Raw genomic sequence first — 21,568 nt, forward strand, 5'->3', positions numbered from 1 at the left:
GGTCCGCCTTTTCCTTCGCTGATCTGCGAGGTGGGCTTACGATCTCAAAATGACCCGTTGCTTCCATTCGAGCGTCACCGGCCAGCGTCTGCTTTGCAGGGCGTTATCGGTCACTTGCTCTCTCTAGCCAACTGACGATCTCGAGGGGCGCTGCAGCAGTTGGCGAGGCCAATAGGCTCGTCGTGATCCCGAGCACGTTTATGACCGCTGACGGCGTGTGACGGCATCGGCATGTGGCTTCCAGCCCGTCGCTTCAACGCCGGTCACTTCGTCTAGCCACGCGATTTGACCGGCACGTGAGGCCTGAATCGAACTTGCGCCCCGAAAGGCAGTATTGCTTACATGTAGCGGCGTAGACATCGTTTCGAAGACCTCGCGACGTTACGGCGGATCATCAGAATGCCGCCATGGGCCTAAACCATGCGCTTGCAGGTCAAGTTGGAACTGCTCCGGATCCACGAAGCGGAGGAGACGAAGCTGATCGGGCGCCCGCAGCATCGCATAGGCATCCATACCAGGCAGGTCTGATGGACTCCACCCGAAGAGCGCATCGCGGTAATAAAGGTGGTCCCTGAGCAGCTGATACGGCTTGACGGATGTGCCAACAATGGCCGGTCGCTTCCGTCCCACCTCCGACAGCCTAGCGCCAGCCTGGCGGGATTGGGTGATCAGGTTCTGCAAGCTTGCATCAAAGCGCTGCAGAGGATTACAGATCGCAGACACACTTGGTGCGTGAGTAATTTCGTTGAAGAAGGCCACGCACCCCATCACGTGCGAGTCATAGAAGCTTGGTTCGGGGCGGGGGGACCAGTCCGAGAAGGGTGTCGGAATAGAGTCGATGCACATCTCCATCGACTGCGGCATGTTGTCAATTCGCACGCGCAGCAGGGGATTTAGTGCCTCGAACATGAACGGGCCAGGCCCAGCGAGTCGCAGCGCGATTAGGATGCTCGCAGCGTCCGCAGCGATTTTGCCAAGTTGTCGGCCGTCAGCTCTCGCAACAACCCGATGTAAGCACTGCTGTGCTAATTCATTGCGGCCATGGTGAAGGTGACAGCGCCCCTCTGCGTAGTCGATGACAAACATCAACAAGCCCGACGAGGCGACCGCGTGCGAATCCGCACGCAACTTGTCGAAATTCGCTTCGTCCAGATCGTTCACCTGAGCGCCAAGCTGGTGGTACTCCTTTAATAGATTCAAATCAGGGTCGAGGTAGCCCCAGTACATGCGAATGCGGTTTTGCTGTGCTTCCTCTGGGGAGACCCCGTCCCTGTCCCGGCCTGCAAGCAACTTACCGGCAGCTAGCGCAACAAGATCGCGCTCTGGAATAATCTCGGCGGCCATAGCGCACAGCCGCATCGTCGCCATGCCTGCGAGGTACAGCCGGCGAACCGCGTCAACCGCGGCGTCAAGTTCCTGCGAAGAGGAGTAGCTGCTCTGCATTTCAACGCGCAGGTTGGCGAGGTCCTGCTCGATGGACGAGTGCTTGCGCTGAGAGCGCTGATCCAGTCTGGCGAGCGTCGATCGGAACTCGGGGGCGTTCACGCCCTCAGGAATCGCTCGCTTGACCGAAGCCTTCCAGGTAGCTAAATAACTCATGGCGTCACTCGTGAGTGAAGCGGCATGCGCTTCAAGCAGCTGCCGAGCGCTGTCTAACACCGACTCAGGGTGCTGGCGGGCAGCATCAAGCATCTGAGCAATCCATGGGGCCGCCCAGACCTCAATGAAGCGCCGCAGCCCTTCTGCCTCCGTCGCCTCAGTGACCAGTGGGATAGACCTGGCATCGGTCAGTGCCGTTTCGGCGTCGAGCAGCCGGGCTTGTACAAGGCTTCGGAGCGCTTCGTTCGAGCCCGCGAGCAGATCCAAGAGCCGGTCTTGGAGGCCAGAACGGTGGGTCGAGCCACTATAGGTGTCGATCCGGCCACCAAACGAGCCGAGGCTGGCGAGCGCATCCTCTTTGTTTCGTGCAATCCCAAGGCCAGAGGCCAAGCCGTCAATGACGGCGGAGAAGGTCGGCAAGCGTGCGTAGCCTGATGGCGTGGGGATGAGCATCGGTTTCCGTGATTTCCGGTGGAGCAGAACGGCGTGAGCGGCAAATATCGCATTGTCGACGCCCCGACGTCGACGCGTCATCCAACCAGATGAAGCAAATGCAGGGCCGGCGACGATACCGCGCCGACCCTACCTACATAAGGAGTAAACATATGCTCACGAACGTTGTCAAAACAGTTTCCGGCACTGCCGGTGAAGCGCTGGAAGTGCGAGCCTTTAATCGTCTGCAAGAGCGCTATCGCGATCCGCAGGTCGTGAAGGCGATTGTTGAAAATGAGCTTGACGCAGCCGGCGAAACCTGGGACAGCTTCAATACCTACATGCGGGTGAAGCAAAAGGTCCAGAACGACCAGATCAGCATCGTTCGCGCAGCCGAGGAGGCCGAATCGCTTGCGAAAAATTACTTAGGAGCAGCCGGCTTCGGTGGGGCATAACACTCGCGGCTCACGCCAAAGTGCCTCCTAGCGGCAGTTACCGGCAGTTTAGACTGCAACGTCGGCGACTGTCCGCTTCTGGCGATCTGCCTTCGTCTCGCCCGGGTTGCCGAACCGCGCTACCGCGAACTGAGGAGAGGGCATTGCTGGCCAGCGCCCTCCTCAGGGTATCGGGGCCAAGCAGGTGAACAAGGGCACACTGCAAAGCGGTTTTTCGCTACGGCCCATTGATCACCTGAAGCAATCTGCCCTCATGTCCGTCGGCGTTGCCGACAACATGCCCAGGTAGCCAAGACCTTTGAGGCTACGGTGCGTTGCGATGCACAGGTCGTTCTCTTCGCCAAGCCGTTCCCGGCGCTTTCTTCCACCCCTTGGGGCAGCAATTGCCCCGGCGGGCGGTGCTGTCTCCGATTCCTTCGAGGACCACAGCATGCCTGTCACCCATCCTTCCAAGACGCTGTACCGCATCGACGAATGCCCCGACCTCATGGCCGACGGTTACGTCGGTGACGAGCAGGGCAATCTCGTCTTTCTCTCGATCTGGGCGCGCGACACCGCCGTTCAGGAGTTCCTCGCCCGCCTGACCCTCGGCCGGGATGAACAGGGACTGGATCAGTTCCACGTCATCACCGAGCAGGGCGCATCCATCCAGGTCTTCGTCGGCAACGTCGAGAACCTGGAAAAGCGCATCACCCGCGCCTATCGGCGAACGCTGTTCGGTTCGCTGACGAATGTGTGGCTGTTCGATCGTCGCTGCGTGAAGCCAGACAAGGCCAACGCCAGCGCGCTGGCGCTGCTGCCCAGGGATTCCGCTCACCGGCTCGACCGGCTGTGGACCCTGGTGCAGGACACCTGTCCGCTGCCACTGCTCGACCACTGGCGCGACACCGTGCTGGAGCTGTTGCAGACACGGCGGATGCTGACCGGTCTTCCCTTGGCCCTCGGGCCGCTGGAAGGCCATCGGCTGGCCCTCGATGTCCCGGCGCTGACGAAGGCGTTGGGCGAGCTGATCCGCAACGGCACCCTCGGCGCCACGCAATACGAACTGGCCGCGAACGCACCGCTTCGGCGTGTGGCGTGAGCCATCCCCACGGGCATGCGCGCCGCGCGTGCCCGCCGCGCGTGCCCGCCTTCCCTCATCCATCACCAGGAGAAATCCATGACACTCATGTTTCCGCGCCTGGCGCGCAATTTCATCCGTAACGGCTACTTCCCCACCGACGAACCGACGCTGGAGCGGGCCTTGTCCGCACTGGCGCCGTCTCCCGGCGCCATGTCCATCCTCGATCCCTGCGCCGGCGAAGGCGTGGCGATCGCCGAAGCCGCTCACGCCCTCGGGCGCGAGCAGGTCCAGGCCTTCGCCGTCGAGTACGACGCCGAGCGCGCCCGCCACGCACGGCAACTGGTCGATCGCTGCATCCAAGGTGACCTGATGGACACGCTGATCTCGCGCCAGTCCTTCGGGCTGCTGTGGCTGAACCCGCCGTATGGCGACCTGAGCAAGGACGTGAACGGCAACATCGGCTATCAGGGTCAGGGCCGTGCGCGGCTGGAGAAGCTCTTCTATCAGCGCGCGCTGCCGCTGCTGCAGTACGGCGGCGTGCTGATCTTCATCGTGCCGTCCTACGTGCTCGATGCCGAGCTGGTCGGATGGCTGACGCGCCACTTCGCCGACCTGCGCATCTACCGTGCGGTGGAAACGCAGTTCAAGCAGGTGGTGATCTTCGGTCGCAGGATTCGTCAACGCGACCAGGCATCGGAGTCGGCCAAGTCCTTGCGCGGTCTGCTGCTGCAGATCGGACAGGGTGACGCCGAAGCCGAGGAGCTGCCGCCCGAATGGCCGTTCCTGCCGTACACCGTCCCTGCCAGCCCGGCCGAGCCGGAGCACTTCTATCGCGTGACGATGGAGCCCGAGCAGTTCGCCGATGAAGTCGGCCGGCTGCAAGGTCTCTGGCCGGCGCTCGATACGCACCTGGGCGCCGCGCAGCAATCGCTGCGTCCGCCCGCGCGGGCCTTGTCGCACTGGCATCTCGCCTTGGCCTTGGCCGCAGGCGCGATCTCCGGCGTAGTGAAGTCCAAGAGCGGGCGCGTGCTCGTCGTCAAAGGTGATACCCACAAGGAGAAGACCCTCCAGACGGAATACACCGAACGCGACGACGGCTCCGTGGCCGAGACGCGCATCCTCACCGACAAGTTCGTGCCGGTCATTCGTGCATGGGACTTGACGCTGGGCTCGCCCACGTGGGGCGAAGTGCTGACCATCCGCTGATCGCTGTTCCCTGACGGTTCGCCGTCGCTTTCATCCACCCACCGGGGTCACGTTGCCCCGATGGGGGTGCCGTGGCCCCTTCTTCCAGAAGGAGAAACCACCATGGCACTCGCAATCCTCAACCTCGCGTCACAAGCACGCTTTTCCCCCGGGCAGGTGGTCATGACCGCCGGCGTCGACGAACTGGTCCGGCAGGGCCGGCTCGACCCCGCGCCGTACCTGCGCCGCCATCTTCATGGCGACTGGGGCGACCTGGACGACAGCGATCGGCGGCAGAACGACGCCGCGCTGAAGTCTGGCGAGGATCGTCTGTTCTCGTCCTACCAGGTCACGCGCGACCTGAAGCTCTGGATCATCACGGAATGGGATCGCAGCGTCACCACGCTGCTGTTGCCCAGCGAATACTGATCCGCATCCAGCGGCACCTACAGTTTTCTTTGCCGCGTCTTTCTTCCCACCCAGGGGCATGTCACCGCCCCGTGGGGGAGGTGCATGCCCCATTGCCTTGGAGCATCACCATGTCCCTCGATCTCGAAACCGTTCCCGAAACCGCCGTGCAGGGAGACCTGCTCGAAGCGGCATCTTCTCCTCTCACACTCAGCCTTCAGGACTTCGTATCGGAGTTCGGCGACGAGCTGCTTGATTCGCTCAACCACGCCAATCCTCCGGTCTACACCGGCCAGGTGCGGGTGCATCGGCAACTGATCCTCGCCGCGCTCAAGCGCAAGCTGTTCCCGGCGCAAGCCGATGTGGTCCATGCCGTCACCGAGCTACTGGTCGACCGCGGCGAACGTGCCGCGATCGTCAATGGCGAGATGGGCTGCGGCAAGACGACGGTGGGTATTGCCACCGCAGCCGTGCTCAACGCCGAAGGCTACCGCCGTACCCTGGTGCTCTCGCCACCCCACCTGGTCTACAAGTGGCGGCGCGAGATTCAGGAGACGGTGGCCGGTGCCAAGGTCTGGGTGCTCAACGGCCCGGACACGCTGGTCAAGCTGCTGAAACTGCGCGAGCAGTTGGGCGTGCCGGCCCAGGGCCAGGAGTTCTTCGTCCTGGGCCGCGTGCGGATGCGGATGGGGTTCCACTGGAAACCTGTCTTCGTTCGGCGGCGCACGCCTCACGGCGACGTGGGGGCCTGCCCGGATTGCGGGCATGTCATCACCGACCTCGACGGCGAGCCGATCAACCCGGTCGAACTCGAAGCCGAGGAGTCCCGCCGCAAGTGCTGCCACTGCCGTGCGCCCCTGTGGTCGTTGATCCGTCCGAGAGGCCTGTCCGCCAGCGACCAGTCCTCGACCGTGCTCAAGGCACTGAAGCGCATTCCTACCATAGGCGAAGTCACCGCGCAGAAGCTGATGCAGAAGTTCGGTGACGCCTTCCTCGCGTCGATGCTCGGGGACAACATCCACGAGTTCATCAACCTGATGGATGGCAACGGCGAGCTGGTCTTCTCGGACCGGCAAGCCCATCGCATGGAACGCGCGATGGCCAACATGGAGTTCGGCTTCGGCGAGGGCGGCTACCAGCCGTCCGAGTTCATCAAGAGGCAGCTTCCCCAAGGCACGTTCGACCTGCTCATCGCCGACGAGGCACACGAGTACAAGAACGGCGGCTCCGCACAGGGCCAGGCCATGGGGGTGTTGGCGGCCAAGGCGCGCAAGACGCTGCTGCTCACCGGCACACTGATGGGCGGCTACGGCGACGACCTGTTCCACCTGCTGTTCCGAGCCCTGCCGGGGCGGATGATCGAAGACGGCTACCGGCCGACGAAGAGCGGCAGCATGACGTCGGCCGCGATGGCGTTCATGCGCGATCACGGTGTCTTGAAGGACATCTACTCCGAGAGCACCGGCACGGCGCACAAGACGGCCAAAGGCACCAAGGTATCGGTGCGCACGGTCAAGGCGCCGGGTTTCGGTCCCAAGGGCGTGCTGCGTTGCGTCCTGCCGTTCACGGTCTTCCTCAAGTTGAAGGACATCGGTGGCAACGTGCTGCCGCCCTACGACGAGGAGTTCCGCGAAGTCGCGATGGACACGGCGCAAGCCGCGGCCTACCGCGATCTGGCGGGTCGCCTGACCCAGGAGCTGAAGCAGGCCCTGGCGAAGCGCGACACGACGCTGCTCGGTGTGGTCCTCAACGTGCTGCTGGCCTGGCCGGACTGCTGCTTCCGGTCGGAGACGGTGGTGCATCCGCGCACGCGCAGCACCTTGGCGTTCGTGCCGGCTCAGTTCAACGAGCTGGAGGTGATGCCTAAGGAACGCGAGCTGATCGAGATCTGCAAGCGGGAGAAGGCAGAGGGTCGCAAGACCCTGGTCTATTCGGTCTACACCGGCACGCGCGACACCACGTCGCGCTTGAGGGTGCTGCTGGAGCAGGAAGGCTTCAAGGTGGCGGTACTGCGCGCGAGCGTGGATGCTTCCCGCCGCGAGGACTGGATCGCCGAGCAGTTGGACCGTGGCATCGACGTGCTCATCACCAATCCCGAGCTGGTGAAAACCGGCCTGGACCTGCTGGAGTTCCCGACCATCGTATTCCTCCAGTCCGGCTACAACGTGTATTCGCTGCAGCAGGCCGCCCGGCGCTCATGGCGCATCGGCCAGAAGCAGCCGGTGCGCGTGATCTACCTGGGCTACGCCAACTCCTCGCAGATGACCTGCCTGGGGTTGATGGCCCGGAAGATCATGGTGTCGCAAAGCACGTCGGGCGACGTGCCGGAGTCCGGGCTTGATGTCCTGAATCAGGACGGAGACTCGGTGGAAGTCGCGCTGGCACGACAGTTGGTGTGCTGAACCTCACTGCTTCACTTCAACGGCTCCTCCGGGAGCCGTTCTTTTTTGGTCATCCAGACGGTGACATCGATCCGGGAAGCGGAAGACAGGGCCTCATCCACCGCCATGGGCCATGCGGGTCGCCTCGTAGGCCTGCATGTGTGCAAGGCTCACCCTCAGCAGCGGCGCATCCAGTCGAGCTTCATGCGCACGACGCAGCATGTCCCCAATGATGTGCTCATGCTCGGTGGGGCCACCACGTTGCAGATCGCGCAGCATTGATGCGGTGCCGGTGGACCCGCGCTCGGACAACGTTGTGAACATGCGGGCATAGGCGTCCTGCGATGGGATGTACCCTGAGGCGGCGGCGGTCGCCACGCATTCGCCAAGCATCTGGCGCACCAGCGCTTCGCCATCTTGTGCCTGCACGATTGCGCCAACGGGCGCGCGCATCAGCGTGGTCATGCCGGCATAGGTCGTGAGGAATACGAACTTCTCCCACATCTCCTGCAGGATGTCTTGGCTCAACACCGGTGCGAAACCGCCGCGCTCCACCAATTCATGCAGCGCCTGCGCCGCGTCCTGCTGGCTGTGGGTGCGTGCACCGAGGGCGAGGCGCTGCAGCGTGTTGAGATGCTGGATTTCACCGGCCGGGCCGAGCGCAACACCGATGTGGCACAGGCCGCCCAGAACGCGCTTGGCGCCGAAGCGCGCATCCAGGTGATCCAGATGCCGCACCCCATTGAGCAGCGGAACGATGCATGTCGAGGGGCCGATGGCCGGCGCGATGGCGGCCATCGCGCCCTCAAGATCGTAGGCCTTGCAGGCCAGCAGCACGACATCCACGGACGGCGGTGCCTCGACGACTGTTTTCACGGTAAGGGTCAGGTCACCCAAAGGGCTCTTGATGACGAGCCCGGTCTCGGCGAGTTGTGCGGCGCGTCTCGGCCGGACCAGGAAACGCACGTCCACGCCGGCCGCGGCCAGACGCCCGCCGAAATAGCCCCCGATCCCACCTGCACCCAGCACCAGAAGACGCATGGCCATGCTCCTGTTTGAATTTGAGAATTTCTACTATAGTAGAAATTCGTGGCGCGATCGATTTCAGCGCCATCGGGACCCCACGCATTCATCCTGACTTGATCGCGGCCCATGCCGAACTCCTCCGCTCCCCCGACCAGGCCGCAAGGTGAGCGCGCCGAAGCGCTCCCAGCCAATCTTCGACGTCTGCGTCTGGAGGCGCAGCTCACCCTTGATCGGCTCGGGGCGTTGTCGGGCGTGAGCCGCGCGATGATCTCCAAGATCGAACGTGGCGCCTCGGTTCCCACTGCCACGGTGCTGGGCAAGCTTGCCGCCGCACTGCAGGTCAGCCTGTCTCAACTCCTGGGGGGATTCCATGCGCGCCAGCCCAGGCTGCATGGCAGGGAGCGCCAGGCGGTCTATCACGACCCCGCTTCCGGCTTTGAACGCCGTTCTCTTTCGCCGCTGTTCGAGGATGGCGCGGTCGATCTGGCCTTCAACGTGTTGCCTCCGGGCAAGTCCGTCGAGTTCCCCCCGCACCATGCGGGCGTGGAGGAGTTTCTCGTCGTGCATGAGGGGGCGCTTACCGTGGTCATCGACGGAAGGCGCTTCGACGTCGCTGCCGGAGATACGTTGTTCTTTCCTTCGGATTGCGTGCATGAGTTCCGCAATGAAGGCGGCGAGCCGGCTGTCTTCTATATCGTGATCAACGATCGGACGCGGCGTTAGGCGGCGAGATCGCCCCGGCACGACCATTCGCCGCGGCATGATCCCGACATGCATCCCAGCAACCGCGTGGTTGCCGGCATTGCTTTCGGCAAATCGGGAGCCGACGGATTCGCTTTGTTTGCTGTGACAAAGGGCCTGCACGGCGATGGTAATGGCTCGTTGTTTCAGGACACCGATCCATGCGCCCATCCCGCCAGCCCTTCCGTATCGCCGGACGCAGCCACCTGATCCGTCTGCCCGGCTTGCTCCTGGCCGCCATGGCCAGCGGCTGCGCGATGACGCACACCGTGCCGCCAGCACCGGCATCCGAAGCCACCGACATCGCGCCCGAGGCCGTGGCGGAGTTCGTGCCAGTGACGCGGTATGGCCGCTACACCCTGGTCGAACTCGCGCCCACGGCGGCCCAGCACGACCTGTTGCTGCAGGTGGTGGATGTGGAGATCCCCGGCACGCTGGGCGCCACCGTCGGGGATGCCCTCAGGCACCTCGTTCTGCGTTCCGGCTACCGGCTGTGCGATGAGCAGTCCGCCGATCTGCTGGCCTTGCCGCTGCCGGCGGCTCACTACCGGCTCGGCCCGGTCCTGCTGCGCGATGCGCTCTTGACACTGGCCGGCCCCGTCTGGGATCTGCAGGTCGACGACGGTGAGCGGAAGGTGTGCTTCATCCGCAGCCTCAGGGAGGCTCATACGCCGCACGAGCCCAAGCCACCGGAAATCAACCGTTCGGCGGAGAGCCCTCCGCCGATCCGGGAGGTTTCGCCATGACCATCCGGGACTCAGCGACGGGCCAGCGCACGACGCTGCTGCGGGTCGCGGCCGCAACCTGGTTGTTGCTCGTCAGCGCGGTGGTGCTGGTGGATCACATGGCCTTGTCCGGGCTGGTGGAACAGACCCAGGCCTTCGCGCCCACCGCGCAGGTGTCCCTGCTCGAATCCCGAGTGGATGGCCTATCGCATCGGATCGAACAACGCCACACTCAGCCCGCCGCCTTGCCGCAGGCGCGCTACGAGCAGGACACCGCGGCGTTGGACCAGCGGCTGGCGGCGCTCGAGCAGGCGCAGGCCCATCACATTGCCACCGATGCGCTGCACGCATTGGAAACCCGCGTCACGCGACTGGAAGCCCGCCCGGTCTCGCGCCAGCCCAAGCTGCCCGCACCACGGCCATCCCAACCCGTGGCGGCCCAACCCCAGCCTGTTGAGCCTTCATTCCGCCTGATCGGAGTGGAACTGCGTGCGGGAGAACACTTCGTGTCGGTGATGCCTGCCGATGGCACCGGGCTGGCCGATGTCCGCCTGCTGCGCGCCGGAGAGTCGGAGGGTGGCTGGCGACTGGACGGGATCGAGCGCGATGGCGCCGTCTTCCGGCAGGGGGACGAGATCCGCCGGCTGCCCATCCCGCCCCGATAAGGAGGCCCACACCGATGGTCCCGCGCCACTTGACCCCGCCGTTGCTGGTTGCATTGCTGGCTGCCTCCGCCATGCAGGCGGCGCTCGCGCTGCCCACCGGCGCAACCACCGCAGCCAGGACGGCGCCGAGCCGTGAAGCGCCTGCGGCCATCGCTCGCAGCGACGAACAGCGGGCGCAGGACTGGGGGCTGCACACGGACGAATGGACGCGCTATCGCGAGTTGATGCAGGGGCCGCTGGGCGTCTACTCGCCCAGCCTCGACCCGCTCACCGCCCTCGGCATCGAAGCACGTTCCGACGAGGAGCGCCGCCGCTATGCGGAATTGCAGGTTCGGGCCGAAGCCCGGCGGGTCGAGAAGACGCTGGCCTACCAGCGTGCCTACGACGCCGCTTGGCAACGGATCGCGCCGGGCATGGCGAGGGTCAACCTACCCGGTGCCAAGCCGACCGGCGCGGGCACCACCATCGCATCAGGCACCGACCGAACCGCGGTCTTCGTGAAGGACGGCTGTACCGCCTGCGACCAGGCCGTGCAGCGGCTGCAGGCGTCGGGCGTCGAGTTCGATGTCTATGTCGTCGGCAGTCGCGCCGACGACGCGCGCATCCGTGAATGGGCACGCCGGGCCCGTATCGACCCGGCGAAAGTGCGCGCCCGGTACATCACTCTCAACCATGACGGTGGCCGCTGGCTGTCCCTCGGCCTGCAGGGCGAACTGCCCGCCGTCGTGCGCCAGGTCGGCGGCCAATGGCAGCGACAGTAGGCCTCGCGCGTCTCCCGCTCCTGCTGCTGGCTTGCTGGGCACTCGGCCAGGCGAAGGCGGGGGAGGTCCCGCCGCCGGCCTACCAGTTCGCGGCACAGCGCGCGGGCATCCCGGCGGAGGTGCTTTACGCCGTGGCCTTGCAGGAGAGTGGCGCCCAGTACCACGGCCGCCTCGTGCCCTGGCCCTGGACGCTCAACGTGGCCGGGGCATCGCGTCGATTCGCCACCCGTACCGAGGCCTGCGCCGGCCTGCACCAGGCATTGCGTGACGTGCCGCGCACCCGCATCGACGCTGGCCTGGGCCAGATCAATTTGGGCTACCAGCGTCACCGCTACGACCACCCCTGCGAACTGCTCGATCCCTATCGGAACCTGGCGCTGGCCGCGCAGATCCTGCGCGAGCAGCACGCGCCTGGCCAGGACTGGCTGATCACGATCGGCCGCTACCACCGTCCCGCTGGTGGCGCACCCGCTGCGCGCTACCGCCAGAGTGTTGGCCGCCACTTGGCCCGCGTACTGGGCGAGCCAGCGCGGGGCTCGGATACCCGGAGAACCCTGCCATGAAGCCTCGAATCTTCCGTCCCGCTACGCGGTGGCTGATCGGCTTGCTGCCGCTCGTGTCCGTGCCAGCCGCTTTCGGACAATCGCCGCCCTTGATCGTCGTCGAGGATCACGGCGGTGCCTCCGCGTTGCCTTACTACCAAGCCCTGGACCTGCAACCGCGCACCGGAAGCAGGTCATCTCCCAGGATCGAGATGCCACGCCTGCCCGAAGGGCCTTCTGGCGAGGCGGCCATGCTGCCGGTGCGTTCGGCCCATTTGGCCCCTGGCGATGTGGCTCCCCGGGCGATCCAGGCGCCGGGGCTCACGCCGATGTTCCTGGTTGGTGATGACCAGCGCTCCCATGCCTGGCTGCGCCAGCGTGCCCCGGCGCTGCGCGAGCTCGGGGCCGTGGGGTTGGTGGTCCAGGTCGAGTCACCGCAGGCACTGGCAGCGCTGCGTTCCCTGGCGCCCGGGCTGATGCTGGCACCGGCGTCCGGGGACGAACTGGCCGAGCGCCTGGGGCTGCGCCACTACCCGGTGCTGGTGACCGCCACCGGCATCGAACAGTGAGAACTGCCCGATGGCCCAGCCGCACGCCGTCGAAGTCCTGCTGCGGCCAGCAGTGGAGCTATACACCGTTGCCGTATGCGCAGGCGCCGCGGTGATGTGCGTGGTGGCACCGTGGTCGCTCGCGTTGAATCCGGTACTCGGCCTCGGCAGCGCGCTGGCCTTCCTGGCCTTCGGCGCGGTCCGCCTGCGCGACGCCTGGGCCATCCTGCGCTACCGCCGCCACATCCGTCGTCTGCCACGCTACGTGATGACGAGCCGCGACGTGCCAGTGAGCCAGTACCGCCTGTTCGTTGGGCGTGGCTTCCGCTGGGAACAACGACACACCCATCGGCTAACGCAGACCTACAAGCCCGAGTTCCGGCGCTACGCCGAACCGACGACGTTCTACCGCCTGGCGCGCCGCTTGGAGGAGCGGCTGGAGTTCGCGCCGCCGCCGCTGCCTAGGCTGGCGCGGGCATTGGCCTGGGACAACCCGCTCAACCCGGTCCGGCCTTTGCCGCCAGTGGGTGGCATGCCGCGCCTGCATGGCATCGAGCCGCACGAGACCGACGTCACCCTGCCGCTGGGCGAGCGTGTGGGCCACACCCTGGTGCTCGGTACCACGCGCGTGGGCAAGACGCGCCTGGCCGAACTGTTCATCACGCAGGACATCCGCCGCAAGGTCCATGGCGAGCACGAGGTGGTGATCGTCTTCGATCCCAAGGGCGATGCCGACCTGCTCAAGCGCATGTATGTCGAGGCCCGGCGCGCCGGACGCGAAGGCGAGATGTACGTGTTCCACCTGGGCTGGCCCGACATCTCGGCACGCTACAACGCCGTGGGCCGGTTCGGGCGCATCTCGGAAGTCGCCACCCGCATCGCGGGGCAGCTTTCCGGCGAGGGCAACAGCGCCGCGTTCCGAGAGTTCGCCTGGCGCTTCGTCAACATCATCGCGCGTGCCCTGGTGGAACTGGGGCAGCGGCCAGACTACCTGCTGATCCAGCGCCACGTCGTCAACATCGACGCGCTGTTCATCGAGTACGCCCAGCACTTCTTTGCCCGAACCGAGCCCAAGGCCTGGGAGGTGATCGTCCAGCTCGAAGGACGCCTCAACGACAAGACCATCCCGCGCCACATGGTCGGGCGAGAGAAGCGGGTGGTGGCACTGGAGCAGTACCTGTCGCAGACACGAACCTATGACGCCGTGCTCGACGGCCTGCGCTCCGCGGTGCGCTACGACCGCACCTACTTCGACAAGATCGTCGCTTCGCTGTTGCCGCTGCTGGAGAAGCTCACCACCGGCAAGATCGCGCAACTGCTCGCGCCGAACTATTCCGACCTGTGCGACCCGCGCCCGATCTTCGACTGGATGCAAATCATCAGGAAGCGGGCCGTGGTCTATGTGGGGCTGGATGCGCTGTCCGACGCCGAAGTGGCGGCGGCCGTCGGCAACAGCATGTTCAGCGACCTCGTGTCGGTAGCGGGGCACATCTACAAGCACGGCATCGACGACGGCTTGCCTGGAGCATCGGCCAATGCCAAGGTCGCCATCAATGTCCATGCGGACGAGTTCAACGAACTGATGGGCGATGAGTTCATCCCGCTCATCAACAAGGGTGGCGGTGCAGGCATGCAGGTCACGGCCTATACGCAGACGCTCTCGGACATCGAGGCGCGCATCGGCAATCGCGCCAAGGCCGGCCAGGTCATCGGCAACTTCAACAACCTGTTCATGCTGCGGGTGCGCGAGACCGCCACCGCCGAACTGCTGACACGACAACTGCCGAAGGTGGAGGTCTACACCACCACGCTGGTCAGCGGCGCCACCGACAGTTCCGACATCCACGGTTCGACCGACTTCACCAGCAACGCGCAGGACCGCATCAGCACGTCGAGCGTGCCACTCATCGAGCCTGCGCACGTGGTCGGCCTGCCCAAGGGGCAGTGTTTCGCCCTCATCGAAGGCGGTAACCTGTGGAAGGTCCGCATGCCGTTGCCGGCGCCCGATCCGGACGAAGCTATGCCCCGGGACCTGCAACAACTGGCCGGCTACATGCGCCAGCACTACGCCGAGGCGGGCGAATGGTGGGAGAGCAACGGACTGCCCCGGTTGCACGACGACGACGCGTTGCCAGCGGATCTGGCCGAGGACGTGCAAGAAGGCACGCCGGATAAAGAGGCGCTATCGTGAAAGAGCCCGCCGCGACCGCCGAGCGACAGCAGGCACGCCAACGCGGACTGGTCGCCAGCGTGGTCACGCTGCCATGGCGCCTGTTCGGCGTGCTGGTCGCCTCGCTGCTGCTGTCCATCGTCATCGAATGCGTTGGTATGCACCTGTTCTGGCCCGATCAGGGCTGGCGCCACGCGCAGGGCATGCTCGACTACGAACTGAACCAGCTCTCCACCCATTTCACCCGGAGCGCCGTTGTGCAGGAGCCGGGACGCACCGCGCGCTGGCTGGTGGAGGGCACCTACGAGTGGGTTTTCGTGAAGACGGGCTTGTTGGACTGGATGCGCGACGCCTCGGCGCAGGCTAGCGCCGGCAGCCATCGCCCGACCAAGGCTTTCCGCTATTACATTGGCCTGGTCTACGTGAACGTGGAGAGCTACCTGATCGCGGCGGCTTATACGACGCTGATCTTCCTCGTGCGGCTGCTGGTGCTGTGCCTGACCCTGCCGCTGTTCCTGATGACCGCGTTCGTCGGGCTGGTGGATGGTCTGGTGCGCCGGGACATCCGCCGCTTCGGCGCGGGGCGCGAGTCCGGGTTCGTTTATCACCGCGCCAGGGCCAGCCTGATCCCGCTGGCGGTACTCCCGTGGGTGACCTACCTGGCGCTACCGGTCAGCATGAACCCGCTGCTGATCCTGCTGCCCAGCGCCGCACTGCTCGGCGTGGCGGTGTGCATTGCGGCGGCGACATTCAAGAAGTACCTGTAAGAACGCGCGAATGGCGCATAAGAGTAACCTCCTTGCGGTCGTGGCCGTGATGGCTTTTCAGCGGCGCCTGCTTCGCCCCGGCCATGGCAGCTCTCCCGTCAATTCAGCCAAGCCTCCATCGTCTTCGACACGTGTGCCGAAGCGGTTTACCTCAACCTCCGGCAAATCGTCGCCGTCGAACCATAGCAAGGAGATGGTGGTATCGGTGCGCTGGTAATGTCTTGAAAGTTCCCATAGATCAAGGCCCTTCTCCCAGTTGTCGAACCAGACATCCTGTGAAACTTCCCCCGTCTCAGTAGCGCTATTCCCTGAAGAGCGGATTCGGTGAGCTACGGAGCCTGCTGGAATGACCGACCTGGGAGGTATCCAGGCCCCAGCTTGCCGCAAGGCCGTTGAGCGTGCGGCATATCGCACCGCACCGCGCTCCATGGTGACGAATGCGCACGGCATGTCACTAAGACTGGCAAACCTTGACGCCGCTGCAGGGAATGATGTGCCGAACAAGTCGGCCATGTGTTGGATGAGATCCAGGGAGGGCTCTTCCTTGGGAACAGCGGAGAGCCATTGCTGATAGGGCATCAGCAGTTCAGCGGCAAACGTGTCGCAGGCGATCTCGTTCGGATGTCGCTTTGCATAGGACCATGACGGCACCTCGTCGTGACTTGATTCCAAGTCGAGCACGATATGAGCTATTTCGTGGCAGACAGTGAAGCGCTGGCGCTCTTCGGTTTCCAGCGAATTCACCGTGATGATGTGCTTCCCGTTCGGCTTGGTAACGGTATAGCCGGACTCCCCATCGCCAAGCTCATCCTTCTTGACCTTGGCGTTAGCCGCGTTCACATACGGGGACAGGTCTTCTCGGATGTTCGAAACATCGACTCTCGCGACAAACGCGCGCGCTCTCTGCCTGACATCCGCCTCGTCCATGTTCAGTCGTCCTCGTCGTCGTCAAAGGCCTTCTTGATTCGGGCGATGAGCGTCGCGGGATCAGGCCTTGCATTTCCCCGATGCCTGACTCCAGCCGCGGCTGAAAAAACATCGATGCTGATCGAGGGATCTTGTAGCACGAATTCAACAAGGCTTGGATCAGCATCTGCGTGGTCAACCAGCCACATCACGAGTGCGGCATCTCTTTCCCCCGGCTTGAGAACCTTCAATAGCTTCTCCACCAAGTCTTGGGATGGGTTTGTCTTCTCGCCTGTTTCGAGACGGTGGACATAAGCATGATCAACTGACGATAGCTGGCCGATCTCACGCAGGGAAAGGGTTCTGCGTTCGCGTAGCGTCTTGAGGGCGACGCCTAGGCCTGTTTGCGGCATGAGTTCTTATCCTTGCGGTTGCGGGAAGAAGGGCCAAGCCCTCTGTTGCCCCTCCACATCCGGTTGATGTTCAAAGGCGCACACCGCACGCCCAGTTGCACCGGCGCACGCGCTCTGATACATTGTTGTCCAGCCAGGCAACAGATGTAGGTTTTACGCCTGCTCCAGGTTGGATTGGCTCGGCCTTTCTGTTGTCTGCGTGAGCAACGAATTGTGCTACAGCGGGCGGCCGTTGACAACCTAGCCGAGCGGCTGGGTCTTCGATAGTTCCACTGTAGGAAAGTCATTATGGCAGGCAAGAATCAGCATGTTGTTCCTCATCAAGATGGTTGGGCCGTGAAGGGAGCCGGCAATCAGCGGGCGACCTCCGTGCACGACACGCAGCAACAGGCCATTGACGCAGCGAGGGATATCGCACGCAACCAGCAATCCGAACTCGTCATCCATCGTCCGGATGGCCGTATCCGTGACAAGGACAGCCACGGCAACGACTCCTTCCCGCCGAAGGGCTGAAGTGCCATGACGGGCATCCCTACCTACCATGTGCTCGCCCTGTCAGGGGGCGGTTATCGCGGCCTGTACACCGCCACGGTTCTCGCCGAACTCGAAACCGTGCTGGGCCGTCCGATCGCTTCGCACTTTGATCTGATTTGCGGCACATCGGCAGGAGGGATGCTGGCTTTGGGGCTGGCTGCGGAAATTCCGGCCTATGAACTCAAGGCACTGTTTGAAGAACAGGGCAGCCGCATCTTTGGCTGCCGCAGCCTGCCGCGGCGGCTTCTGGGATTCTGGCTGACCGCAAAGCATGACTCAGCGGGATTGAAAGAGGTACTGACCGAGCACTTCCAAGGGACCACGATAGGCGACCTGAAGCATCGTGTTCTTGTGCCGGCAGTCAACTACTCGACGGGACGCGGGCAGTTCTTCAAGACACCGCACCATCCGTCCTTTGAGCTGGATCACCGCATGAAGGTCGTTGATGTGGCGTTGGCGACAGCCGCCGCGCCCGTCTACTTTCCTCTGGCGCGCAACGACCGCGGTGTCTTCGCGGATGGGGGGCTGGTGGGCAACGCCCCGGGCCTGTTCGGGTTGCACGAAGTCAAGACGTTCCTGGCGCCGAAGCAGGATGCGCTGGTTCGGGTCCTCGCCATCGGCACGATGACCATCGGTGCGACCGTTCGTGGCGGCGCCAGCCTCGACCGCGGATTCGGCAAGTGGCGCGGGGGACTCTTCGATCTCGTGATCTCCGCCCAGGAGTCGTCGGTGGACTACATGCTGCGGCAGGCGTTGGGCAACAACTACTTCCAGATCGACGACAAGGCGACGCCGGATCAAAGCAAGGACGTGAAGGCGCTGGATCGGGTTTCCATTGGCGCCACGAATACGCTCAAGGATCGCGGCAACCACGCGGCGCAGCGTGCGCTCGGCGATCCTCTTTTCCAACCATTTCGAGCGCACCAGGCCGACGCTCCCATCTTCTATCACGGCCCCAACAAGAATGTTCCGGAGGCCGCATGCTGAACTTGAGCCCACTCTTCTTCACCACCCTTGATGACGAATCCTGCATGCACGACGAGCTGGATCTGACGCCTGGGCAGCGCGCCTGGATCGCCAGCGCACGCACTGACGTCAGGGACTGCCTGCGCACAGGCATCCCCCGCGTGCTTAGGGCAAACGGATACACGGAAGACGTGCCGCAGCCGCGCTTCTTCACGCAAGGGTCGTGGGCATACAAGACGCTGAACGCCCCGGCACAACACCCTCAGCAGGCGGATGTCGACGATGGCTGCTATCTGCCAATGAGTTTCGTCTCGCAGACGAAGCGTCCCAGCACTGCGGCGACGGTGTTCTTTGCCGCTGCGGAAGAAGCATTGAAGCCGCTGGTCGAGGAAAGGCGGTGGAAGCTTGTCACCGACAAGCCGACCTGCATACGCATCGTCATTGCTGCGTATGCTCACATTGATATTCCTCTGTACGCCATTCCCGACGAGGAATTTGTCACGCTCGCAAAGGCTTCGATGGAGCGATATGGCTACGACTCGCTGACGGAAGCGGTGAACATGGCAGAGCGCGATGCGTGGACCGCGCTGCCGGCTGACAAGGTTCTCCTGGCCCATCGTGAATGCAACTGGATGTCCTCTGACCCGAGGCCCGTGAAGGAATGGTTCCTGGGCGAAGTGGAAGCCAAGGGGGAGCAGTTCCGCCGCGTGGTTCGTTACTTGAAGGCGTTCCGCGATTGGAAGTGGTCCAGCGGAGGACCTGCCTCGATCCTGTTGATGGCCGCCGCGGCCCCGCTCTTTGAGAAACGCGATAGGCGCGACGACCTCGCTCTGCTGGATGTCGTCGCGGCACTGCCAGCCCGGTTGCGTGGGGGAGTGAACAACCCCGTGGAAGAGTCCGAATCGCTCACGGAACGACTTGGCCAAGCGGGTGTCGAAGATGCGGCCAAAGCATTCGAAGAGTTTGAGAAGGCGCTTCGCGGAGCAACCGGCGCCAGCAGTCCTTCACAGGCCTGCATCTGGATGCGAGGCGAATTTGGCCCACGTTTTCCGAACGAGCCGGATCGGGTCAAGGTGGTGTCCGTTGCCGCCACTATTGCCGCGACTCCCGCTACTGCTGGTCCTAGCGAACTCATCGGACGAACGAAAGCTGGATGAGCAGCGCCGCAGCGGTCGCAGACGTGATCGAGGCCTTCAAGCAGCGAGGCTTCGCGTTTGTTGGCAAGACGGATGACGGCTGGTTCAGGCTGCACGGACGGTTGACCTCGCCCCAAGCGGACAAGGGTTGTCCGTGCGAAGTCCAGCTCGACCCCACGTTCTTCGACTTGCCTCGCATCCGGCTGCTGGAAATCCCTCCTGAGCTGCCCGCAGCGGTTCCTCATCTTGGCGCAGATGGCGGGCTTTGCTATCTCGCCAAGGGGACCGTCGTTCTGGACATCTACGATCCTGTCGGACAGTCGCTGGCGTGCCTGCAACGCGCGGCCGTCGTGTTCGGGCAGATCATGCAGGGGGAGATGATCGAAGACCTCGCGGAAGAGTTCTTCGCCTATTGGCACGGCTGGCATTGTTTCGTGGACATGCAAGGCGAGGATCTAGGGCGACAGAACTGCATCGTCGCGCATGCCAATGGGTACCCCTTGTGGTTCATCACCGACAACGAAGATCGAACAACTGAGAAGCTGAAGTCGCTCGGCTACCAGGTCACCGATAGAACGGTGCTGACTTACCGAGTAAAGACCGGTGCTCAACCGCGCCCTCTGACTAGCAATTGGCCTCCTGAAACAGTCGGAGATATCCTGGCGTGGCAGAGCACTCTTGATCCCCGGTGCCGGCGCAAGATTCACGAGCGTATCAAGGAGGGGGAGAGGAAGAAGGCCAACGGAGTTCTGATCGTCATCGAGTCTCCGCTGATGACCTATGGCTTTGCGGTTCTCTACGACCGCCAAAGTCTTGTCCAAAAGAGCAAGCTCATAGATCGCAGGGATTCGAGCTATGGGTTGAAGGTGATGCCCATTTCGGTGGTCAGAATTGACGATCGGTACCTTGCCCAGCGGAACATGCCGAACTCAAAGACGCTTGCAGGGAAGAACATCGCCGTCGTTGGATGCGGCACGATTGGTGGCTATCTGTCGGACATGCTTGTCAAGGCTGGGGCGGGGACATGTGGCGGAAAACTCACGTTGGTGGATTTCGATTGCCTTCTCCCGCAAAACATCGGGCGCCATCGCCTCGGATTCCCGGACCTGCTGTCGAACAAGGCGGAGGCTATGGCGAAGGAACTCAAGCGCTTGGCGCCAGGCGCCGAGATTCGCGCGCTGCCCGTGGATGTCAGGCATGCCCAACTGGGAGAGCTGGACCTGCTCATAGATGCCACCAGGGAAGAATCTCTCGGGCATTGGCTGTGCGGCCACTATCCGCCTCCGACGCCCATGCTTTCGGTCTGGATCGAGGGGCCGGGAACGGCTGTCCGTGCGCTCCTGAGGACGAAAGCATCTGATGCGTGCTATCGATGTCTTTGGCATAGCAACAGAAGAGGCGAGTTCCGTTCTATCACTGATCCTCTTCCTGCCATTCTGGCGGGGCATGGATGCGAAGGCTTGTACGTGCCATTCCCCGCTTCGGTGTCGGTGCACGCTGCCAGCCTGGGCGCTGAGATGACCCTCGATTGGGTCAACGGCGTTTATACCCCCGCGTTACGAACCAGGTTGATCGACCGCGCCCAGCAGCTTGCCACACCCGATTGCAATCCTCCGCGGGATCGGGAGTGCCCCTTATGCAATTCATGAGTTCTTGGGCGGCCGACGACAACAGAACGCTGCTACATTTTTCGAAGTCCACGCTGGAGACCTTCCGCCAGCATGTCCAAGCCAGTGATTCTGACTGCGAAGCTGGCGGGCTGCTACTTGGTTCGGTCCATGGAACTCACATGCTCATTGAGCATGCAACGGTTCCCACGGCATGGGACAAACGGTTTCGCTACCTGTTCGAGAGAATGCCATTCGGCCACGAAGCCATTGCACTGGCTCGATGGACGGCGAGCCAGGGAACCATCCGCTATTTGGGCGAATGGCACACCCATCCGGAAGACAACCCCAACCCGTCGGGCCTCGATAGATCGGAGTGGAACCGTCTGTCGGCCAAGCGTCGGGATAAGCGACCAACGCTCGCTGTCATTGTTGGCCGAAATGCCCTGTATATTGAGTTGGTGCCAGGCTCAGGCCAAGGATCAGTATTCTCCCCTGTGGAATAGCGGCACACAAACCAGTGTCGTCGCAGCGTGCC

22 protein-coding genes are annotated in these 21,568 nt (G+C 63.6%); 18 read left to right on the top strand and 4 right to left on the bottom strand.

All coding sequences use genetic code 11. The features are described 5' to 3' along the window. Positions 1 to 381: 381 nt before the first annotated feature. Positions 382 to 2,052: a hypothetical protein gene (locus tag PVE35_RS06980; protein WP_277374218.1), complete on the bottom strand. Its 1,671-nt coding sequence runs from the start codon at positions 2,050 to 2,052 to the stop codon at positions 382 to 384. A gap of 152 nt (positions 2,053 to 2,204) precedes the next feature. Here PVE35_RS06980 and PVE35_RS06985 point away from each other — a divergent pair, with 152 nt between their 5' ends. From PVE35_RS06985 to PVE35_RS07005, 5 genes are all read left to right on the top strand, one after another. Continuing rightward, the gene (locus tag PVE35_RS06985; RefSeq protein ID WP_150084302.1) at positions 2,205 to 2,486 is read left to right on the top strand and encodes a hypothetical protein; all 282 of its coding nucleotides are present in this window, start codon (positions 2,205 to 2,207) and stop codon (positions 2,484 to 2,486) included. Between the two features lie 430 nt (positions 2,487 to 2,916). Further along, positions 2,917 to 3,567, top strand: a complete 651-nt coding sequence (locus PVE35_RS06990) for a hypothetical protein (protein WP_150084300.1) — start codon at positions 2,917 to 2,919, stop codon at positions 3,565 to 3,567. Between the two features lie 78 nt (positions 3,568 to 3,645). Then, the gene (locus PVE35_RS06995) at positions 3,646 to 4,755 is read left to right on the top strand and encodes a DUF6094 domain-containing protein (RefSeq protein WP_150084517.1); all 1,110 of its coding nucleotides are present in this window, start codon (positions 3,646 to 3,648) and stop codon (positions 4,753 to 4,755) included. A gap of 102 nt (positions 4,756 to 4,857) precedes the next feature. Continuing rightward, the gene (locus PVE35_RS07000) at positions 4,858 to 5,163 is read left to right on the top strand and encodes a hypothetical protein (protein WP_032963631.1); all 306 of its coding nucleotides are present in this window, start codon (positions 4,858 to 4,860) and stop codon (positions 5,161 to 5,163) included. 110 nt (positions 5,164 to 5,273) lie between these two features. Further along, entirely contained in the window at positions 5,274 to 7,544 is a 2,271-nt protein-coding gene (locus tag PVE35_RS07005) for a helicase-related protein (protein WP_277374219.1), read from the top strand. A 93-nt stretch (positions 7,545 to 7,637) separates the two neighbouring features. Here the strand turns inward: PVE35_RS07005 and panE are convergent, their stop codons facing one another. Further along, positions 7,638 to 8,564 (bottom strand): 2-dehydropantoate 2-reductase, encoded by a 927-nt coding sequence (panE, locus tag PVE35_RS07010; RefSeq protein WP_150084298.1) that lies wholly within the window; start codon positions 8,562 to 8,564, stop codon positions 7,638 to 7,640. A gap of 111 nt (positions 8,565 to 8,675) precedes the next feature. On the opposite strand from panE, the gene PVE35_RS07015 reads away from it, so the two are divergent. From PVE35_RS07015 to PVE35_RS07050, 8 genes are all read left to right on the top strand, one after another. Beyond that, positions 8,676 to 9,272, top strand: coding sequence for an XRE family transcriptional regulator (locus tag PVE35_RS07015; RefSeq protein ID WP_150084296.1), 597 nt, complete (start codon positions 8,676 to 8,678; stop codon positions 9,270 to 9,272). Positions 9,273 to 9,451: 179 nt separating this feature from the next. Next, positions 9,452 to 10,036, top strand: coding sequence for a PilL N-terminal domain-containing protein (locus PVE35_RS07020; RefSeq protein WP_277374220.1), 585 nt, complete (start codon positions 9,452 to 9,454; stop codon positions 10,034 to 10,036). After that, positions 10,033 to 10,680 (top strand): hypothetical protein, encoded by a 648-nt coding sequence (locus PVE35_RS07025; protein ID WP_277374221.1) that lies wholly within the window; start codon positions 10,033 to 10,035, stop codon positions 10,678 to 10,680. The genes PVE35_RS07020 and PVE35_RS07025 overlap by 4 nt, the downstream gene beginning before the upstream one ends. A 29-nt stretch (positions 10,681 to 10,709) precedes the next feature. Further along, positions 10,710 to 11,441, top strand: a complete 732-nt coding sequence (locus PVE35_RS07030; RefSeq protein ID WP_151181685.1) for a TIGR03759 family integrating conjugative element protein — start codon at positions 10,710 to 10,712, stop codon at positions 11,439 to 11,441. Beyond that, on the top strand, positions 11,426 to 12,004 hold the full coding sequence (locus tag PVE35_RS07035) for a transglycosylase SLT domain-containing protein (protein ID WP_151181684.1): 579 nt from the start codon (positions 11,426 to 11,428) through the stop codon (positions 12,002 to 12,004). The genes PVE35_RS07030 and PVE35_RS07035 overlap by 16 nt, the downstream gene beginning before the upstream one ends. Beyond that, entirely contained in the window at positions 12,001 to 12,552 is a 552-nt protein-coding gene (locus PVE35_RS07040; protein ID WP_151181683.1) for an integrating conjugative element protein, read from the top strand. The genes PVE35_RS07035 and PVE35_RS07040 overlap by 4 nt, the downstream gene beginning before the upstream one ends. 10 nt (positions 12,553 to 12,562) lie before the next feature. Further along, complete coding sequence (gene traD, locus PVE35_RS07045) at positions 12,563 to 14,722, top strand: type IV conjugative transfer system coupling protein TraD (protein ID WP_151181682.1); 2,160 nt, start codon at positions 12,563 to 12,565, stop codon at positions 14,720 to 14,722. Continuing rightward, positions 14,719 to 15,468: a TIGR03747 family integrating conjugative element membrane protein gene (locus tag PVE35_RS07050; protein WP_238955007.1), complete on the top strand. Its 750-nt coding sequence runs from the start codon at positions 14,719 to 14,721 to the stop codon at positions 15,466 to 15,468. Before traD ends, PVE35_RS07050 begins: the two co-directional genes overlap by 4 nt. A 57-nt stretch (positions 15,469 to 15,525) precedes the next feature. Here PVE35_RS07050 and PVE35_RS07055 read toward each other — a convergent pair whose 3' ends face one another. Together PVE35_RS07055 and PVE35_RS07060 are read right to left on the bottom strand one after the other, a co-directional pair. Next, positions 15,526 to 16,395 carry an ImmA/IrrE family metallo-endopeptidase gene (locus PVE35_RS07055; RefSeq protein WP_144735372.1) on the bottom strand — a complete coding sequence of 290 codons (870 nt, stop codon included), beginning with the start codon at positions 16,393 to 16,395 and terminating at the stop codon, positions 15,526 to 15,528. Between the two features lie 2 nt (positions 16,396 to 16,397). Next, entirely contained in the window at positions 16,398 to 16,787 is a 390-nt protein-coding gene (locus tag PVE35_RS07060) for a helix-turn-helix transcriptional regulator (RefSeq protein ID WP_017462926.1), read from the bottom strand. 288 nt (positions 16,788 to 17,075) lie between these two features. Here PVE35_RS07060 and PVE35_RS07065 point away from each other — a divergent pair, with 288 nt between their 5' ends. The 5 genes from PVE35_RS07065 to PVE35_RS07085 are packed head-to-tail and all read left to right on the top strand — an operon-like array spanning position 17,076 to position 21,536. Beyond that, positions 17,076 to 17,300 (top strand): DUF2188 domain-containing protein, encoded by a 225-nt coding sequence (locus PVE35_RS07065; RefSeq protein ID WP_023093135.1) that lies wholly within the window; start codon positions 17,076 to 17,078, stop codon positions 17,298 to 17,300. 6 nt (positions 17,301 to 17,306) lie between these two features. Further along, on the top strand, positions 17,307 to 18,308 hold the full coding sequence (locus tag PVE35_RS07070) for a CBASS cGAMP-activated phospholipase (protein ID WP_210568551.1): 1,002 nt from the start codon (positions 17,307 to 17,309) through the stop codon (positions 18,306 to 18,308). Continuing rightward, positions 18,302 to 19,444, top strand: coding sequence for a CBASS cGAMP synthase (locus PVE35_RS07075; RefSeq protein ID WP_277374223.1), 1,143 nt, complete (start codon positions 18,302 to 18,304; stop codon positions 19,442 to 19,444). Before PVE35_RS07070 ends, PVE35_RS07075 begins: the two co-directional genes overlap by 7 nt. After that, positions 19,441 to 21,072 carry a ThiF family adenylyltransferase gene (locus PVE35_RS07080; RefSeq protein WP_277374224.1) on the top strand — a complete coding sequence of 544 codons (1,632 nt, stop codon included), beginning with the start codon at positions 19,441 to 19,443 and terminating at the stop codon, positions 21,070 to 21,072. Before PVE35_RS07075 ends, PVE35_RS07080 begins: the two co-directional genes overlap by 4 nt. Continuing rightward, positions 21,060 to 21,536 carry a Mov34/MPN/PAD-1 family protein gene (locus PVE35_RS07085; RefSeq protein WP_050411167.1) on the top strand — a complete coding sequence of 159 codons (477 nt, stop codon included), beginning with the start codon at positions 21,060 to 21,062 and terminating at the stop codon, positions 21,534 to 21,536. Before PVE35_RS07080 ends, PVE35_RS07085 begins: the two co-directional genes overlap by 13 nt. Positions 21,537 to 21,568 lie beyond the last annotated feature (32 nt).

It is taken from the genome of Pseudomonas sp. AA-38 (assembly GCF_029457475.1).
Lineage (GTDB): Bacteria > Pseudomonadota > Gammaproteobacteria > Pseudomonadales > Pseudomonadaceae > Aquipseudomonas.

Excerpts from the sequence above, each read along its gene's own strand:
- PVE35_RS06980 (WP_277374218.1), bottom strand. The coding sequence starts at position 2,052 with ATGCTCATCCCCACGCCATCAGGCTACGCACGCTTGCCGACCTTCTCC.
- PVE35_RS06985 (WP_150084302.1), top strand. The coding sequence starts at position 2,205 with ATGCTCACGAACGTTGTCAAAACAGTTTCCGGCACTGCCGGTGAAGCG.
- PVE35_RS06990 (WP_150084300.1), top strand. The coding sequence starts at position 2,917 with ATGCCTGTCACCCATCCTTCCAAGACGCTGTACCGCATCGACGAATGC.
- PVE35_RS06995 (WP_150084517.1), top strand. The coding sequence starts at position 3,646 with ATGACACTCATGTTTCCGCGCCTGGCGCGCAATTTCATCCGTAACGGC.
- PVE35_RS07000 (WP_032963631.1), top strand. The coding sequence starts at position 4,858 with ATGGCACTCGCAATCCTCAACCTCGCGTCACAAGCACGCTTTTCCCCC.
- PVE35_RS07005 (WP_277374219.1), top strand. The coding sequence starts at position 5,274 with ATGTCCCTCGATCTCGAAACCGTTCCCGAAACCGCCGTGCAGGGAGAC.
- panE (WP_150084298.1), bottom strand. The coding sequence starts at position 8,564 with ATGCGTCTTCTGGTGCTGGGTGCAGGTGGGATCGGGGGCTATTTCGGC.
- PVE35_RS07015 (WP_150084296.1), top strand. The coding sequence starts at position 8,676 with ATGCCGAACTCCTCCGCTCCCCCGACCAGGCCGCAAGGTGAGCGCGCC.
- PVE35_RS07020 (WP_277374220.1), top strand. The coding sequence starts at position 9,452 with ATGCGCCCATCCCGCCAGCCCTTCCGTATCGCCGGACGCAGCCACCTG.
- PVE35_RS07025 (WP_277374221.1), top strand. The coding sequence starts at position 10,033 with ATGACCATCCGGGACTCAGCGACGGGCCAGCGCACGACGCTGCTGCGG.
- PVE35_RS07035 (WP_151181684.1), top strand. The coding sequence starts at position 11,426 with ATGGCAGCGACAGTAGGCCTCGCGCGTCTCCCGCTCCTGCTGCTGGCT.
- PVE35_RS07040 (WP_151181683.1), top strand. The coding sequence starts at position 12,001 with ATGAAGCCTCGAATCTTCCGTCCCGCTACGCGGTGGCTGATCGGCTTG.
- traD (WP_151181682.1), top strand. The coding sequence starts at position 12,563 with ATGGCCCAGCCGCACGCCGTCGAAGTCCTGCTGCGGCCAGCAGTGGAG.
- PVE35_RS07055 (WP_144735372.1), bottom strand. The coding sequence starts at position 16,395 with ATGGACGAGGCGGATGTCAGGCAGAGAGCGCGCGCGTTTGTCGCGAGA.
- PVE35_RS07060 (WP_017462926.1), bottom strand. The coding sequence starts at position 16,787 with ATGCCGCAAACAGGCCTAGGCGTCGCCCTCAAGACGCTACGCGAACGC.
- PVE35_RS07065 (WP_023093135.1), top strand. The coding sequence starts at position 17,076 with ATGGCAGGCAAGAATCAGCATGTTGTTCCTCATCAAGATGGTTGGGCC.
- PVE35_RS07070 (WP_210568551.1), top strand. The coding sequence starts at position 17,307 with ATGACGGGCATCCCTACCTACCATGTGCTCGCCCTGTCAGGGGGCGGT.
- PVE35_RS07075 (WP_277374223.1), top strand. The coding sequence starts at position 18,302 with ATGCTGAACTTGAGCCCACTCTTCTTCACCACCCTTGATGACGAATCC.
- PVE35_RS07080 (WP_277374224.1), top strand. The coding sequence starts at position 19,441 with ATGAGCAGCGCCGCAGCGGTCGCAGACGTGATCGAGGCCTTCAAGCAG.
- PVE35_RS07085 (WP_050411167.1), top strand. The coding sequence starts at position 21,060 with ATGCAATTCATGAGTTCTTGGGCGGCCGACGACAACAGAACGCTGCTA.